This window comes from Clostridium sp. 10cd* (genome assembly GCF_044336395.1).
Taxonomy (GTDB): Bacteria; Bacillota_I; Bacilli_A; order Erysipelotrichales; family Erysipelotrichaceae; genus Clostridium_AQ; species Clostridium_AQ innocuum.
This window is the reverse complement of record NZ_CP172347.1, coordinates 1,706,873-1,721,351: the sequence shown is the minus strand read 5'-3', so window position 1 is coordinate 1,721,351 and position 14,479 is coordinate 1,706,873. Positions and strand designations below refer to the sequence as shown.

Below are 14,479 nucleotides of genomic sequence, written 5' to 3'. Positions count from 1 at the left end.
ATACACTCTCACAAAAGGACTGTGCATCGCAAAATGATGAAATTTCAGCTAACAGAAAACCATCAAATGCCAGCACAGTTTTTTTCTGCTCTGATGATGATTATGACTGTTCAACATCTGTCTGCGCCAGCTTGCTTCTGAAGTCAGGTATCCGCGCTTCTATATTCACCCATTGCATTTGGATTTTCTTCTCCATTCATACAGACATAAGGATGCCTGTAATTCGCAACAGCTGCAGGTAAGGCTTCCAAGCGACCGATATATCCATGCCCTAGAAACACTATAAGGATAATCCTATGCATCCTGCTTCTGCTCCTCTACCACATATATACCATACGTGCCTGGCCATAAAACAAAGGGTCAACATCCTGAAAAAGGCTGCAATCATAATATTATGTTCCAATAGAAGAAATGCTGCATCCTGTAATGAAATGGGGAGGTACCTGCTATTACATCTATTCGAAAAACGCAAGGAACCGTGAGCGTCGGTTTGATACGAGTATTGAAAACGACAGTGTCGCCACCGCTACTGCGAATTTCAAAACGCAGACGCACAAAAAAACGTCTTTGAAACAAGACGCTGTCTTCTAAATCATATGGAGGAACACGCAGTCAGCAGCCATTCAGACAACAGCTGCAGGCTGCACTCCTTACCCTTTTACATCATATCCGGTGTCTGTGATTGCCTGTATAATAGCGGCATCATTGATTTTCTGCGCATCATACTCCACATTGACAATACCGTCTTTTGCACTTGCCGAACAGGCGCTAACACCTTCCATGCCTTGCAGTGCCTTATTTACACGCTGTTCACAGTGCTGGCACATCATACCTTCAACCTGAAATGCTTTTTTCATAAACTCACTCCTATCATTACCGTTATCATAGCATACTTTTATCAGAATTTCCTTTTTTTTACTCTGCATACCATCTGTGTCATGGTACCCATTGGACAGTATACACACCATGTCCGGGGTTTATACACCAGCATGGTGAGGATGCCCAGCATCGTGCTTGTCAGCATCAGACTGTAAAAGCCGTATGCAAACTGCAGTATCCAGTCCTGTGCACCGGACTTTACAAACCATGGAATCCGCACAGTCCATAAAAGTGTGATGGAAGCGGATAGCGGCTTTCCCTGCAGAACAGCATAGCTCATATACAGCATACTGGCAAACATTGATAGAAAGAACAGCAGGAAACCATAGCGAAACCATCTGCTTCTCAGCCATCCAGGACAGGCTCGCTGTGCAGAAAACCGATTTCCCAGACGCTGCATGAGCTGTCCCCGGCCGCAGTAATGATTACAGTAGCTCTTTTCTCCTTTTCCAACAGCCAGCAGCAGCGGTACCAGAAAACAAATGAGTCCCAGCCAGGCAAACAGAATATGAAACAAACCGAGAAACAAATACAGCAGGGATGCAATCCATAAATAATCTGACCTTTTCTTTTTCATGAATGCACCTCAATAACGCTTGCAGGACAGGCCTTACTGCAAAGACCGCAGCCTACACAGCGCACAGAATCAATGACTGCGTAACAGCCATGCGCAATGTGTATCGCCTGACGGGGACATGTGACAAGACAGGTTCCACAGGCAACACACTCTTTTTCTTCTACAAAAGCTTTTTTCAAAACAGCTCCTCCTTCTGCCTGTATTCAGTATACAGAAGAAGCTGCCGTTTTACCGTGACTTTGTCACAGAAACAAATCGTTACTCTTTCTTGTCACACAGGCCTTATGCAGCTTTCTAACAGAAACCGCCAGCAACAGCTTATTCAAGCTGCGGGCATGTACAGGACAAACAGCGATGCAGCGCATACAGGATATACAACGGTCTGTGTCTGTTTTTTCCGGATGCTTTATCGGGATCGCCTGTACAGGGCATTGTGCGGCGCACTGCCCACACTGCATACACGATTGATTTGCAGAAGGCTTCAACGGAACTCCGTTATAGGGCTTATACGGATGGTTTCCCGTTACTTGCAGCTCACATGCCGCATCCTTTTCCAAATGCTCCCGTATCTGACGGGCAAATACAGTAAGCTCCTGTGTATCCTGTGCATCTGGACGTCCGGCTCCATACTGATGCATGATGGAATGCTCGGCAACAGCCGCGATCGCGGCACGGCACACAAAGCCGCTTTCCTGTGCACATTCCTTCATCTCCAGCAGAGTATCCTCATAGGCACGGTTGCCATAGCTGCATACCAGAATAGCAGAAGCATGATTTCCCTGTATGACACGCAGTCGCTGCAATGCTGTTTGTGGTGCTCTTCCTCCATAGGAAGGCATAGCTATGATGCAGGTATCATCCTCTTTAAAATAAGGAAGACTTTTTGTTACCTGTGGATCACAAAGGTCGATACAGATACGTTGTTCTTCCTTCCATTCACGCTCCAGTATTTCAGCAATGCGCCTTGTTCCGCCGCAGGGACTGAATAGAATCGTATAAAATGCCATGATAAAATCTCCTCTCCTTTCAGGTATACAGATGCATTCGGAAGCAAGCCTTCACAATCTTGGTATAAGCATGCATACCTGAACCCTTTTGTATCTTTCTCCATTATAGAACGATGGACAGTGTGATTCAATACGCCCTGCCGTTTTTCCTTCACTGCCGGAAAAAGTCAATGCATAAAAAACCTGCCTCCTCAAAAACTGTTTTTCCCACCTTGTATGATTACACGCTTATCCTAGTACAGGAGCTGTAGGACAGGCTGTATATTTCAGGAATGTGATAAAGTCACTGAAGTTTTTGTTCGCCGGTAGTATGCTTTATGCGTAAGATAAAGCAAGGAGGTCATGATTATGACAATACATGTAACAAGCGAGAATTATGAAGAGGAAATACTGGACAGCACAGAGCCTGTCCTCATTGATTTCTATGCAGACTGGTGCGGTCCCTGTCAGATGCTGAAGCCGGTCATCGAACAGATCAGCGAGGAGGCGGAACATACGAAAATCGTGAAAATCAACATTGATGAAGAGCCTCAGCTGGCCGACATGTTTCAGGTTATGAGCATTCCCACACTAGTATATATGCAGAATGGCTCCATACAGGGAAGTGTCAGCGGCTATCACAGCCTGGGACAAATCAAATCCTGGATTGGGGAATAGCATGCTGTTCTTCAAACAACGCTGAAAGTAGAAGCAACTTCCAAGAAGGAAGGCATGGTGCTGAAGCATAGTGAAAAATGCAGGAGATCTAGCGTAACCTCTAACTCTTGATTGTTTGTACAACACAGTTTCTCTGCAAACATACTGCCATGGAGCAAGTATGATGAAAAAGCAGTACATGGATATGCATCACTTACCTTCAAAGCATAGCTGTCCGTGCTTCTACATTCGTGAAAAGATAGGGTATCATATTTCTTTCTTATAGTAAAAATACCTTCATCCTATCGCTACAAACGCGTATCAACTTCTTTACAGTGTAGGTTTTTATATTTTACACTTGACTTATAGTGAACTTTAAGTTGTATAGTAAAGGCGTATGAATCTTTATATCAATCATAAAGGAGGAGTTAGGATGAAGAAAGCACTAATTGCATATTTCAGCGCTGGTGGATCGAAATTACACTGGTATAGTCAATGTAATCAGGCATTCCAGACAAGCTCTATTACGGAGCTGCAGTTTTAATACGAGCCATTGAAACTGCACTTTCTCACAATCAGGTCATGCATTTGGCGGCTATGGCAGTTCTCTTATATAAGCCTCTGCATCAGGCTCTATATGAACATATACAAAAAACCGTAGAAAACAGATTACATCACAGTAACGTAATCCACAGTCTGCGTTTTTTTATCTGCAGGGCTTATGGCAGACATACAGATGATATCCGTATGCTCATATCCCAGTAACTATTACAAATCATATACGTTCAATCATCGTTCAGATAGACTTCTTCATGATACTGCTTTTCATGAAGATAGAGTCTTTCTATCATTGGCGATCCATTGATATAGCTCCATCTTTGAATGAACGTTGGCCTCACTACAAATAACCTTTCATTTGGAAGCTGGCTATAGGCTTCAAAGGACGATGGAAAGTGTTGTTGAAACAGTCTGCAAAAGTCCTCATGCTCGATAGGTCGTCCGATTTCCTCACAAATTCCTTCAAGCTGAATATTGGAGAAGCATAATGCAACATTTGGATTTCCCTTTATATCCTGATATTTACGCATCCCTTTATCCGTTTGAAAGTAAAGGCTTCCCTCCAGAATGACGAAACTCATTGTTCTAGCGGAAACCTTGTTGTTAAGAGAAGTCGCAAGTACCAGTTTGGCGTGGTCTCCGATTTGTTGAAATATCTCTGTGTATTTCTGCTGATATTTATTCTGCATAATTGCCTCCGTTTCCAACTGCGTGCAGTCACTGATTTTGATACAGATCATACCGGATCAGATTATTTAATATAATCAGCTTATCACGCCTTTCCCTATCGAATCACTCCGCCGTGAAAACAGCCCTCATATATTTTCTGCGTCTGATAAAATATGCTTTCATGACCTTGAAATAAACAGATGTCTCCTTCTACTTCTGAAATATAGGTATATTCTCCTTTTCTGTACATAGCAGGTCCCCTATAGGGTCTTTGCGTATCGACAAGCATAAGTGCCTCTTTCAAAAAATCACCATGAAAGGCTTCATGTAAAACTGTTCCGTAATAATTCATACTCCAGCAGGCCTGAGCATCCCTGTAAACCAGCTCCTGACCGGAAAAACAGGAAGCGCCAAAGAATGAGTCTCGGTATGTATATGGATTTCTGGAAAACATATAATCATGGGAGCCTTGTCTTGTCCCTTCTGTTTTATTTTTCCGCGCCGCATAGGTTGATCGCTTGGCAGTTACTAAAAATTCCGCAAGGGCTGTTGTGTGAACCTGATGTGAACTTTCACATATACAATCATCATCCTTAATCAAATGATCAATCGTTACTCCAAATAACCGAGACAAATCAATCAGATATTCCAAACTCGGCAGAATCGTTCCCTTCTCCCATTTTGTAATCGTTTGTCTGGAGACACCTAATCTATCAGCTAATTCTTCTTGTGTCATCATATTCTTTTTTCTATACTCTATCATTTTTAAATGAAACATGAACTCGCCTCCCTGATAGATCTATCATATCATGTCTTTTCCAGTTATCCTAGAAACTGTCGTTTACATTTTTGCTATACATGAGTACTCTGCATCTCTCCAGAATGCAATAACAAGGAATCGGATATGTTTAAAAAAAGAGCCGGCACTATACTGATTTTTGCCGCTCTCCTTATACCCTGCTTATGTTTGACCCAAACAACTACGGGATTCTTCAGCTAACACAGATTTCTCATGCTGATTCTTTTAACCGCATGAAATCGCCTGTTTTCATCATTTCCTACTATACCGCATTCGTACTATCATCCTGATAGGATGAGAATCGCATGCTTCCCTACCCAAAAAGTCAATCAATACGTATTCATGATTTGCTGCATGCGTGAACACTACACAAAGATACATCCCTTATGATATAAGAACGCATGTGTTACCTTCCATATCATAGCGGTCTTATTCCCACGCAATTTCAATCGGCTTTCCTTCCTGAAAGACTGTCAGCTTTGAAATATCATGCCGCCGCAGAAATTCCTTTCCCTCATCAAAATGGTAGGCATAGGCTTGCGCTTTGTGCGCATCCGAGCTCATGGTAAACATCCTTCCTCCCATCTGTATATACCAGTCCACCACGATTTCATATAAAGGCAGCTGTCCATACTGAAACATACTGCGGGTATTCAGCTCCAGGGCAATGCCACGCTTAATCATTTCCGGAAATATTTTCTCCATATACGGATGTGCAATGGTGAGAAATGTATCGGTATCAACATCCTGTATGCGACTGACATAATCGAAATGACTGAGAACATTGGCTGGAATACCACTGCGCAGCGCATCGAGCATCTGCTGGAAATAAGAACGCAGAATATAGATGATATCATGCTTTTTAGCTTCCTCATCCATATAATCAAAGATTCCGTTCTGATGTATACTGAGCAGGATAATATCAAATTGCTTGCATTGCAGCCAGGCCATAAGCCGTCCATGATGTTTTCTGAGCCAGCCGATTTCCACACCTTTCAGAAGTCGGATGTCTGTATTTTTCTGCAAATTCTCAAGATATAAAGAATAGCGGTCATAGTCCATCCAGCTATCCATGAAATGGTTGGCGGAATTTTCCAAATCCACGTGCTCGGTAGTCACAAAGCAGCCATCCGCATGCTTCAGATAGTCAGACAGCTCTGTTTGTGAATCAAAGGAAAAACTGGAATGGACATGCTGATCGTAATAGTTCATAGGTGCCTCCTTATTCATGTATATTCCTTATCGTAAAAACAACATGAATTCTCTATCTGCATTCTAGCAGAATTATTGCAGAAAAACAATGAAGATATAAAATACCAAGAAAACTTGTCATTCATATTGACAAGTACACTTGGTATGATATACTTAAGTTACCAAGTATACTTGGCAAGAAAGGCGGAATACCCTATGAATAAAGAAGAGATCCTCGCAAGGAGCAGAAATGAAAACAAAGGCATGGATATTATGGAGCTGCAAAGTCTTGAAAAAGCAAGCAGAATCGCAGCACAGGTCGGCATGCTGCTATGCTGCTTTGTCGCAGTCATGGAGGTCGCTGTAACCGGACAGGTCAGTATGGAAAGCTGGCTGATCTATTTCGGCATACTAAGCACACTGTTCCTTATAAAATACCGCCTCATGAAAAAACGGCATGAGCTATTTCTTTCCATTTTTTATACTGCACTGTTTCTCATGTTCCTCGTTCTGTTTCTGTGGAAGCTGTTATGCTGAAGGAAGAACTGATTCTACGCAACCGGCTGAAGCAGGCCCGTACCGCTATGCACCTATCCCAGACACAGCTGGCAGAGCTTGTCGGTGTTTCGCGCAACACCATCAGCTCCATTGAGACAGGCCAGTTCAATCCGACCGCCAAGCTTGCTCTCATCCTGTGTATTGCCCTCGAGCAGAAATTTGAAGACCTGTTTTATTTCGATGAAGCATGATATTGTTTATATTTTTTTAAAAGCAAGGTGACAGAAGCTTTTCCACAGTATTTCGTGTCGAGGTTCTACTCGATGGTAGGCAAACTTAAAACAGGGAGACTTCCATACTATTGAAGTTATCAATAGAAGAAAGTCTTCCTTTCGCATACACCCTAAAGTGAGAAAGAACCCGTGTTGAAACGTTTTTTTTATAGTGATTTTAATTATATAAAGCAACACGTATTTTGTAGGATAAAGCAGCATGCATTGACCTATTAGGTAAACGATGGTATACTGTTATTGACCTATCAGGTAAAAACAGATAAGGAGGATATATATGTCCGCAATAACGCCACAGCTTCAGGAACAGCGAAAAGCAGCACTGTTGAACGCTGCATTGAGAGAATTCGCAGAGTACGGCTATGAGCAGGCTTCTACAAACAGAATCGCAAAGGAAGCCGGACTTTCCAAGCCGCTTATGTTTCACTATGTTGGTAATAAACAGCAGCTGTTTCTCTTCGTTTATGAATACTTCTTCGATCTGCTCAATAAGGAGTATTACAGACAGCTGGATTGTACAGAGCCGGATGTAATCAAACGGCTTCATGGTGCATATCGGTTACAGCTGCGCCTGCTGTATGCATATCCATGGGTATTCGATTTTTTCAAAATGTATGCGGGCATGGATATCCGGATATTTGATGAAGACCTGCAACAAAGGCTGAAAAAGTGCAGGACGAAGGACTGTACCGATTTGTTTGAACAATATGATCACAGTCTGTTTATATCGCAGCTGGAGGAAGCCGCATGTATGCAGATTCTCTATTGCTCCTGTAAAGGGTTTGGTGATCTGATGCTGGATAAAATCAGAACAATGCAAAAGGAAGAGCTCAGCTTTTCTTCCGTCGAAGAGGATTTACATGTATTTTTCGAGGGTCTGCGCAGACTTATGTATAAGGACAGTGCAGCCGAAGCTCCCCATGCCTGCAATGAATAAGCCGATTCTTATGCGTTTTCCGTTAATTGGCGAATGGAATACGCCCAATACACCGGGAAGCCGCATCCCCAGTCATGGCACAAATGCGCTGGGTACCAGATACGCCTATGACTTTCTGCAGCTGAACTGGAAAAAAAGAGGACATCCCTGCTATCGCTCCCATGTCCTTTCGTATCTGTTATTCGGTGTCGCATTATCTTCGTGCTATTGCTATGGATTGCCTGTGTATGCCCCATGTGATGGAAGGGTGGTATATGTGATGGATGGCTGCCGAGAAAGAAAACGCGCCTGGTTTTTCTCTGATGCCCTGATGGCTTTTAAAAACAGTCGTCGTAGGCAGGACCAAGAAATATGTGAAATCAGCGGAAATGCCGTAATAATCCAGTATACGGATACGGTCTATGCCGCCTTCTGTCACCTGCAGCCGAATTCGATTGCGGTGGCTGTTGGACAGTATGTCAAAGCAGGAGATTTTATCGGCAGCATCGGACACAGTGGCAATTCCATGTTCCCCCATCTTCATTTCCAGCTCATGGACAGTGCTGATTTTCTGCATGCGAACGGGCTTCCCTGCGCCTTTACCCAATATGAGGTGTTGGAAAACGGACAATGGCACACTGTATACGGAGGTATCCCCACAGCACAGCAGCGGATACGCTATGCTCCGGTAGATGAATTCGTATAAAAGCCGCTTTGGAATCTGCTTCCTCAGCGGCTTCTTTCCTGTATGGTAACATGAATGCTGTCTCCCGGCTGCTTCCCTATTTTAGCGCGAATATCCTTGCGCACACCTAATATATGGCGGACAGTCTGCATGCGGACAAGGGAGCCATCATACGCCACATTGTCAAATGTCGCATGTACGCAGACCCTCCCCTTTTGAAATTCTTCTTTTACATCCCACGGAAACTCGATATAGGCACCATCGATACCATCAACCTTCTGCAGCACGGCATCAAATTCATAGATTTTAGGATTCATTTTGCACACAGCCTTTCCTCTTTCATATCCTGTACAGCTTTACAGCGCCCATACACAGGATATTCCTTGTTCTATCCGAAACAGAGAAAAAGGAAGTTCCTCGGTAAGGCTTTTTTACGCATAAGACGATTGTGGCTCCATCTTATTCCAGATGCATGCAATGCATGGAATAGCCTCCTGCATCCCTTACCGTAATGAAAGCTTTTTACCTGGTGAAATTCCTCTCGTTAAACATTATAGATAGGATCGATCTGCTTCAATTCCTTGAACGTATCGATTTCCACGATATCCTCCTGACGGACAGGCTTTACAATGACCTTGTGATTGGACAGCTTTTCACGCAATGCCACCTCATCCCAATACTTTTCCTTACCGCCCGGCATTTTAAACACCTCTTCGATATCCTTCGCCATTTTCTCTCCATCCTCCTTATTCCAGAAGGAGATTCCCACCATCTGATGACAGTCCTTGCCACCTACGGCAAGTCTGCTGATATAGCCCTTTCGGGTATAGAAGCACCAGTCATCGGTAACGTCCATTTTAATACCGCAGTAATTCGTCGTATATTCATATTTGCGAATAATTTCCGGATTGTACAGCAACAGATCGCTTTCCAGCACATAGGCATTGCACATCATATCCTTAATCAGATAGGCACTGGAAATATTATTGGTTTCGTTAAACAGCGGATTCTCAATGAATTTGATTTTCGGATATTTGTGCAGGAGTACGTCAAACTGCTCTCCCAGATAGCCGCGCACAATTGTGATATCCTCGATCCCTGCAGCCACGACAGCATCCAGCAGGGTTTCTATGATGCGCTTTCCATGTACCAGAACAAGCGGCTTGGGTGTATTCAAGGTGATCGGAACCATGCGGGATCCAAAGCCGGCCGCAAGAAAGATCGCCTTCTTCACGCGATAGGGCTCCAGTACCTCGTAGCCCTTGAGGGTAACATCGTACATAGAGCTGCCTCTGGTTTTGATCACCTCGCTGTCCTGCAGCTCCGTCAGGGTTTTATTGATGACACCGAGAGAAAGATCCAGCTTTTTTGCCAGTCTTCTCTGGGTGCATTTGTCGTTTTGATGGCGTTCGATATACACAAGGGTTTCAAACTGATTTAATGTAAGGTTCATATATTTATCTCCTCTTTACAGCGCTTTTATCATTATAGCAGAGTACAGCGGTTTTGCAAATATCGAAATACATAGGAGGAAGCCTCCTGCTAAGCCTCATGATCCTTGATCAGCTTCCTTTTCACCACATATACAAGCAGCTTCACAATCAGATTGACAAGCAAAATCACAACAGAGATAAAGGCGGTCGCCTCAATCAGTGACTGCGAATCAAACTGCGGTATCAGCAGCGACAGCGGCATATTGCGGAAATTCGCCAGAAAGGATACTGCGGATATCGTCACCATGGAATTGACAAACAGATAGCTGAACATCTCTACAATGGTTCCCTTCGTACAGGGAATATAGACATCCTTCAGCATACGGAAGCGGGAAATCCCCATTGCTGCGGAGATATCCTCCAGATTGCTGTGAAACTGCTGAAGCGAATTGTATGCCATCAGATAAGGATTGGCAAAGAAATGCGTAATGTTGACAAGCACCAGAATCGCAATGCCGCCATACAGAAAGCTTCCCTTGTAAAAGAGCACATAGCTCAGACCGAGGACGACACCGGGTATGGCTAGCGATATCATGGACACCAGATGCAAAACGCGGCTGGATAGCTGCGATGCATTACGGGCTGTCATAAAGGCTGTTAAATAGGTCAGACAGACGCCGACCATGGACGTCAGCATTGCAATCGCCAGCGAATTTTTCAAATACATACGAACGCCGAGATCCATCGCCTGTATAATATTATCCAGTGTCAAAGAAAGATCGGTTGGATAGTGATTGACAAAGGAAAGCACGGCAAAGGTGATCAGCGGCAAAGAGAGAAAGACAACCGTGGCGATACAAACAATATGGGCAATACGATCACGCTTCGCATTCGGCGCAATCTGATAGGAACGCGTTACCGTGGAGCTGCTGCCCTTATTTTCATTTTTCAAATCAAGGACAAAAGCGATAACTGCAGGAATCAGCAGCAGGATTCCGATAATGGCTCCCTTTGAAAAATCCAGAAGTCCAATGACCTCACGATACATATATACCGGAAGGGTGATGGATTTCCCGCCGACGACAAGCGGTACGCCGTAATCGGTAAAAATCATCGTAAAGACTGAGAAAACAACACTGATCAAAGGCCCCTTGATATTGGGCAGCGTGATGGTGAAGAACTGCTGGCGCTTGGATAAGCCAAGCACACTGGCAGCCTCATAGGTCGTGTAATCCTCATATTGAAAGGTATCGTTCAGCATCAAAAAGGCAACCGGAAAGGAATACAGGATGGAGCCAAGAATGATACCGACATACCCGTACAGGAAAAATTTCATATGCAGCAGATTGGATATGATGCCGTTATCACCGAACAGCAGTACCAGCCCCATCCCATGGGAGATGGAGGGGATAAGCATCGGCAGTGTGAACAGCATGGTGTAAACAGAGCGATGCCGGATATGGGAACGGTTCATAAACCAGGCAAGTGCAAAGGCCAGGGATACGGATAACAGGGTTGCCAGAATGGTGGTGCACAGCGAGTTGATCACCATTGGCTGAAACTGCGGGGATGTGAGTACCTTATGAATATCCTTGGCATCGATGTTTACCAGCAGGGCAATCAGCGGACAGATGACAAAGAAAAACAGAAAAAGGGCAACGAGGACACGGGAGGCCTGATAGCGTTTATTGTTCATAGACCTGTTTCCCCGTACATTTACACAGACTTTCCAGCTTGCCGTCCAGATGCGCATTGACGAAGTCGATGATATACTGGTTTGCCGGATGGTGATAAATATTCTGCGGTGTATCAATCTGCTCGATGTTTCCCTCACTCATAACCATGATGCGATCGGACAGATAAAATGCCTCCTCCTGTTCATGGGTGATAAAGATCATGGTGGAATTAAAGCGCTTCTGAATGTCCTTCAGCTCCTTTTTCATGACCTCGCGCATGCTGACATCAAGTGCACTGATCGGCTCATCCAGCAAAATGATTTTCGGATTCAGCGCCAGTGTTCTGGCGATTGCCACACGCTGCTGCTGTCCGCCGGATAGCTGGGAGGGGCGTTTTTTAATCTGATCGCTCATACCGATCGCTTCCAGTGTCTGTAAGGCGATCTTTCGGCTTTCCGCTTTTTTATCCGAACGCAGCTTCAATGCATATTCCACGTTTTCCAGTACGGTCATATTGGGGAACAGTGCATAGTTTTGGAATATGATTCCCATATTTCGCTCACTCGGCTTCAAGTGGGAGATATCCTCTCCATCCATTAGGATTTGCCCTTTGGTTTGCTGTTCCAGTCCGATCAGGATTCGCAGAAGCGTTGTCTTGCCGCAGCCGCTGGGTCCCAGCACACTTAGAAATTCCCCTTCATGCACAGTAAAGGATATCGTTTTCAGTACATCCTTGCCATCAAAATTTTTATACAGATCGCGAACGATCAGCTTTTCTTTTTCTAATACTTCCATAAGTCCAGCAGCCTTTCTTTTTCATGTATGTCCTCGATGCCGTTCATATCGGCATACGGAATGTGTGTCGGATAATTTTGTATCGTATTCTTTTGATCCTTCAGGATAGCCTCCGGTGAGAAGTGCTCCTTATCATACAACAGGAAATCGTTGATGATGAAATCAAACACCCTTTGTACATCGGGATCATCCGCATGACGCTTCATCAGACCGGTGCCCGTCAGAGAATAGGGCGAGCCTTCCTTGGGATAGATGATTTTAAAGGGAGAGCCGGTGTTGATCTGATTGACCGCCTGAAAGGTCAGTCCCAAGCCGATGCCGACCTCGCCCTGAATGAGCAGCTTGATCGGTCCGCTGCCGGATTCCGTAAACTGCTTGACATTGAATTCCAGCTGATCGATATATGCCAGAGCCTTTGCTTCTCCCATGGTATTCACCAGATTCTTGTAGAAGAAATAGCCGGTGCCGCTCGATTTCGGGTCTGGCATGGCAATCAGATTATAATATTTGCGATCCAGCAGATCCTCATAGGTTTTCGGTTCGCTGAGCTTATGCTTTTTCAATACATCCGTATTGATGATGAAGGCACCTGCCTGTCGTTCCCAGGTCACATACGCATTGCCGTGATCCTTAGGTGCCAGACCATCCAGATACTGCAGACGGCTCTTTCCCTTGATATCCGCCAGCTGATCCTTAATCTTCTCCATGTAGGAGGTTTCCAGACCAACGACGATATCCGCATCGCTTTGCTCCTGCTCCACAGATATTTTTGCCGCAGCCTTGGCGGTGGATACATACATGACCATGACATGCAAATCCGGAAATTTTTCATTCAGCTGCTGCTGCAGCTCCTCTCCACGGAATTGCTCCATGGAGGAGTAGACGATAATCGTATTCTGTTCATTGGATATGCTCACGAGTAAAGCCATGGTGATCACAACCATGGCAAGAATCAGCTTTTTCATACACCTCAACCCTATCTTTGTTCATGTAGTACCCATTTTATCACATTAAGAAAACATTTCAATCTTATTTTCGCATTTCATTATTACAATTTTGCAACAATTCCGATGCTATTTGAACATATCGCAAGTTTTGTATAACCCTTTTTCACCTGACGTATACTAGAAAAAGGAAAGGAGGAGTTCTATGAAGCATAAACTGCCGATTCTGCTGGTATTCTGCATGCTGCTGCAGCTAAGCGGCGTACAGGCTGCCGAAAAAGAAGAACGGCTGCTATTGATGAGTGATGATCTGGCGTGGCTGATTGATGTACGCATCAAAGAGGATGACAGTCTGCAAATCGGCTTTCTGCCTGCGGATCTGCTCGTACCGATCGCCTGTGCACAAGGCTATGCTGCACCGCTGTCCAATGTAAAAATGGAGACAAACCGGGAATGTATCACAGAGAGTGTCGGTAATTTCCTGCATGTCGATTATGATCACAGCATCTATCTGCATATGAAGACATTCAGCAGGGATGTGGGGCTGACACTGCCGGATACCGGATTGAAAACAAGTGGCGAGCTGGTGGATTTCATGCATAAGGCAAGCGATAAGCTGGAAATGTCGATGCTGTTTCATTATAAGAATTATATTACCAGTGATCTGTCCGCGATGGATTATATCCGATACTATCGCAGACTGCATGGAAAAAAGCTGAGCATCACCTACGCATATATGAATTATATGGATATGGAGGATGCCTCGATCCCTATGGATAATCAGCTTCATGTGCGAAAGAAATAAGCATGCCGTTGAAAGAAGCCTTTCCAGCATGTACACGATATTCAAATCAGACTGCCGGTATACGGCACAAAAAAGACTTATCAAGACCAGACCTCATGCCTGGCTGTGATAAGTCTAATTT

Annotated in this window: 18 protein-coding genes; 6 read left to right on the top strand and 12 right to left on the bottom strand. The window is 44.4% G+C overall.

Features of this window, described 5'->3' with window-relative positions; genetic code table 11:
• Positions 1-650 precede the first annotated feature (650 nt).
• The 4 genes from ACG3M1_RS08475 to ACG3M1_RS08460 all read right to left on the bottom strand — a co-directional run bounded on the left by ACG3M1_RS08475 (position 651) and on the right by ACG3M1_RS08460 (position 2,463).
• Positions 651-857, bottom strand: a complete 207-nt coding sequence (locus ACG3M1_RS08475; RefSeq protein ID WP_009269427.1) for a heavy-metal-associated domain-containing protein — start codon at positions 855-857, stop codon at positions 651-653.
• A 41-nt stretch (positions 858-898) separates the two neighbouring features.
• Positions 899-1,456: a 4Fe-4S binding protein gene (locus ACG3M1_RS08470; protein WP_395815177.1), complete on the bottom strand. Its 558-nt coding sequence runs from the start codon at positions 1,454-1,456 to the stop codon at positions 899-901.
• Positions 1,453-1,635: a 4Fe-4S binding protein gene (locus ACG3M1_RS08465; protein WP_009587885.1), complete on the bottom strand. Its 183-nt coding sequence runs from the start codon at positions 1,633-1,635 to the stop codon at positions 1,453-1,455. The genes ACG3M1_RS08470 and ACG3M1_RS08465 overlap by 4 nt, the downstream gene beginning before the upstream one ends.
• Positions 1,636-1,698: 63 nt before the next feature.
• Positions 1,699-2,463 carry a 4Fe-4S binding protein gene (locus ACG3M1_RS08460; protein ID WP_009269429.1) on the bottom strand — a complete coding sequence of 255 codons (765 nt, stop codon included), beginning with the start codon at positions 2,461-2,463 and terminating at the stop codon, positions 1,699-1,701.
• Positions 2,464-2,811: 348 nt separating this feature from the next.
• On the opposite strand from ACG3M1_RS08460, the gene trxA reads away from it, so the two are divergent.
• Positions 2,812-3,120 (top strand): thioredoxin, encoded by a 309-nt coding sequence (gene trxA / locus ACG3M1_RS08455; protein WP_009269430.1) that lies wholly within the window; start codon positions 2,812-2,814, stop codon positions 3,118-3,120.
• Between the two features lie 764 nt (positions 3,121-3,884).
• Here the strand turns inward: trxA and ACG3M1_RS08450 are convergent.
• The 3 genes from ACG3M1_RS08450 to ACG3M1_RS08440 all read right to left on the bottom strand — a co-directional run bounded on the left by ACG3M1_RS08450 (position 3,885) and on the right by ACG3M1_RS08440 (position 6,337).
• Positions 3,885-4,346 carry a pyridoxamine 5'-phosphate oxidase family protein gene (locus ACG3M1_RS08450; RefSeq protein WP_009269431.1) on the bottom strand — a complete coding sequence of 154 codons (462 nt, stop codon included), beginning with the start codon at positions 4,344-4,346 and terminating at the stop codon, positions 3,885-3,887.
• Between the two features lie 95 nt (positions 4,347-4,441).
• Entirely contained in the window at positions 4,442-5,104 is a 663-nt protein-coding gene (locus tag ACG3M1_RS08445; protein ID WP_009269432.1) for a DUF5680 domain-containing protein, read from the bottom strand.
• Positions 5,105-5,554: 450 nt separating this feature from the next.
• Positions 5,555-6,337 carry a PHP domain-containing protein gene (locus tag ACG3M1_RS08440; protein WP_002608378.1) on the bottom strand — a complete coding sequence of 261 codons (783 nt, stop codon included), beginning with the start codon at positions 6,335-6,337 and terminating at the stop codon, positions 5,555-5,557.
• 195 nt (positions 6,338-6,532) lie between these two features.
• On the opposite strand from ACG3M1_RS08440, the gene ACG3M1_RS08435 reads away from it, so the two are divergent.
• The 4 genes from ACG3M1_RS08435 to ACG3M1_RS08420 all read left to right on the top strand — a co-directional run bounded on the left by ACG3M1_RS08435 (position 6,533) and on the right by ACG3M1_RS08420 (position 8,726).
• Positions 6,533-6,853 (top strand): DUF6442 family protein, encoded by a 321-nt coding sequence (locus ACG3M1_RS08435; RefSeq protein ID WP_009269433.1) that lies wholly within the window; start codon positions 6,533-6,535, stop codon positions 6,851-6,853.
• Positions 6,850-7,065: a helix-turn-helix transcriptional regulator gene (locus tag ACG3M1_RS08430; protein WP_035303272.1), complete on the top strand. Its 216-nt coding sequence runs from the start codon at positions 6,850-6,852 to the stop codon at positions 7,063-7,065. The genes ACG3M1_RS08435 and ACG3M1_RS08430 overlap by 4 nt, the downstream gene beginning before the upstream one ends.
• A gap of 316 nt (positions 7,066-7,381) precedes the next feature.
• A complete protein-coding gene (locus ACG3M1_RS08425) occupies positions 7,382-8,041 on the top strand; it encodes a TetR/AcrR family transcriptional regulator (RefSeq protein ID WP_008819004.1) in 660 nt (219 codons plus the stop codon).
• Positions 8,034-8,726 (top strand): M23 family metallopeptidase, encoded by a 693-nt coding sequence (locus ACG3M1_RS08420; RefSeq protein ID WP_009269434.1) that lies wholly within the window; start codon positions 8,034-8,036, stop codon positions 8,724-8,726. Before ACG3M1_RS08425 ends, ACG3M1_RS08420 begins: the two co-directional genes overlap by 8 nt.
• A 23-nt stretch (positions 8,727-8,749) precedes the next feature.
• Here the strand turns inward: ACG3M1_RS08420 and ACG3M1_RS08415 are convergent, their stop codons facing one another.
• The 5 genes from ACG3M1_RS08415 to ACG3M1_RS08395 all read right to left on the bottom strand — a co-directional run bounded on the left by ACG3M1_RS08415 (position 8,750) and on the right by ACG3M1_RS08395 (position 13,574).
• Entirely contained in the window at positions 8,750-9,022 is a 273-nt protein-coding gene (locus ACG3M1_RS08415; protein ID WP_009587848.1) for a DUF1905 domain-containing protein, read from the bottom strand.
• Positions 9,023-9,249: 227 nt separating this feature from the next.
• Positions 9,250-10,158 (bottom strand): phosphocholine cytidylyltransferase family protein, encoded by a 909-nt coding sequence (locus ACG3M1_RS08410; RefSeq protein WP_008819007.1) that lies wholly within the window; start codon positions 10,156-10,158, stop codon positions 9,250-9,252.
• An 89-nt stretch (positions 10,159-10,247) separates the two neighbouring features.
• Positions 10,248-11,834: an ABC transporter permease subunit gene (locus tag ACG3M1_RS08405; protein ID WP_009269435.1), complete on the bottom strand. Its 1,587-nt coding sequence runs from the start codon at positions 11,832-11,834 to the stop codon at positions 10,248-10,250.
• A complete protein-coding gene (locus tag ACG3M1_RS08400; protein WP_008819009.1) occupies positions 11,824-12,609 on the bottom strand; it encodes an ABC transporter ATP-binding protein in 786 nt (261 codons plus the stop codon). The genes ACG3M1_RS08405 and ACG3M1_RS08400 overlap by 11 nt, the downstream gene beginning before the upstream one ends.
• A complete protein-coding gene (locus ACG3M1_RS08395) occupies positions 12,597-13,574 on the bottom strand; it encodes an extracellular solute-binding protein (protein WP_009269436.1) in 978 nt (325 codons plus the stop codon). Before ACG3M1_RS08395 ends, ACG3M1_RS08400 begins: the two co-directional genes overlap by 13 nt.
• Positions 13,575-13,758: 184 nt before the next feature.
• Here ACG3M1_RS08395 and ACG3M1_RS08390 point away from each other — a divergent pair, with 184 nt between their 5' ends.
• A complete protein-coding gene (locus ACG3M1_RS08390; protein WP_395815174.1) occupies positions 13,759-14,358 on the top strand; it encodes a hypothetical protein in 600 nt (199 codons plus the stop codon).
• The last annotated feature ends 121 nt before the right edge of the window (positions 14,359-14,479 follow it).

Excerpts from the sequence above, each read along its gene's own strand:
- ACG3M1_RS08450 (WP_009269431.1), bottom strand. The coding sequence starts at position 4,346 with ATGCAGAATAAATATCAGCAGAAATACACAGAGATATTTCAACAAATC.
- ACG3M1_RS08400 (WP_008819009.1), bottom strand. The coding sequence starts at position 12,609 with ATGGAAGTATTAGAAAAAGAAAAGCTGATCGTTCGCGATCTGTATAAA.
- ACG3M1_RS08470 (WP_395815177.1), bottom strand. The coding sequence starts at position 1,456 with ATGAAAAAGAAAAGGTCAGATTATTTATGGATTGCATCCCTGCTGTAT.
- ACG3M1_RS08405 (WP_009269435.1), bottom strand. The coding sequence starts at position 11,834 with ATGAACAATAAACGCTATCAGGCCTCCCGTGTCCTCGTTGCCCTTTTT.
- ACG3M1_RS08390 (WP_395815174.1), top strand. The coding sequence starts at position 13,759 with ATGAAGCATAAACTGCCGATTCTGCTGGTATTCTGCATGCTGCTGCAG.
- ACG3M1_RS08445 (WP_009269432.1), bottom strand. The coding sequence starts at position 5,104 with ATGTTTCATTTAAAAATGATAGAGTATAGAAAAAAGAATATGATGACA.
- ACG3M1_RS08415 (WP_009587848.1), bottom strand. The coding sequence starts at position 9,022 with ATGAATCCTAAAATCTATGAATTTGATGCCGTGCTGCAGAAGGTTGAT.
- ACG3M1_RS08425 (WP_008819004.1), top strand. The coding sequence starts at position 7,382 with ATGTCCGCAATAACGCCACAGCTTCAGGAACAGCGAAAAGCAGCACTG.
- ACG3M1_RS08460 (WP_009269429.1), bottom strand. The coding sequence starts at position 2,463 with ATGGCATTTTATACGATTCTATTCAGTCCCTGCGGCGGAACAAGGCGC.
- ACG3M1_RS08475 (WP_009269427.1), bottom strand. The coding sequence starts at position 857 with ATGAAAAAAGCATTTCAGGTTGAAGGTATGATGTGCCAGCACTGTGAA.
- ACG3M1_RS08440 (WP_002608378.1), bottom strand. The coding sequence starts at position 6,337 with ATGAACTATTACGATCAGCATGTCCATTCCAGTTTTTCCTTTGATTCA.
- ACG3M1_RS08410 (WP_008819007.1), bottom strand. The coding sequence starts at position 10,158 with ATGAACCTTACATTAAATCAGTTTGAAACCCTTGTGTATATCGAACGC.
- ACG3M1_RS08395 (WP_009269436.1), bottom strand. The coding sequence starts at position 13,574 with ATGAAAAAGCTGATTCTTGCCATGGTTGTGATCACCATGGCTTTACTC.
- trxA (WP_009269430.1), top strand. The coding sequence starts at position 2,812 with ATGACAATACATGTAACAAGCGAGAATTATGAAGAGGAAATACTGGAC.
- ACG3M1_RS08420 (WP_009269434.1), top strand. The coding sequence starts at position 8,034 with ATGAATAAGCCGATTCTTATGCGTTTTCCGTTAATTGGCGAATGGAAT.
- ACG3M1_RS08435 (WP_009269433.1), top strand. The coding sequence starts at position 6,533 with ATGAATAAAGAAGAGATCCTCGCAAGGAGCAGAAATGAAAACAAAGGC.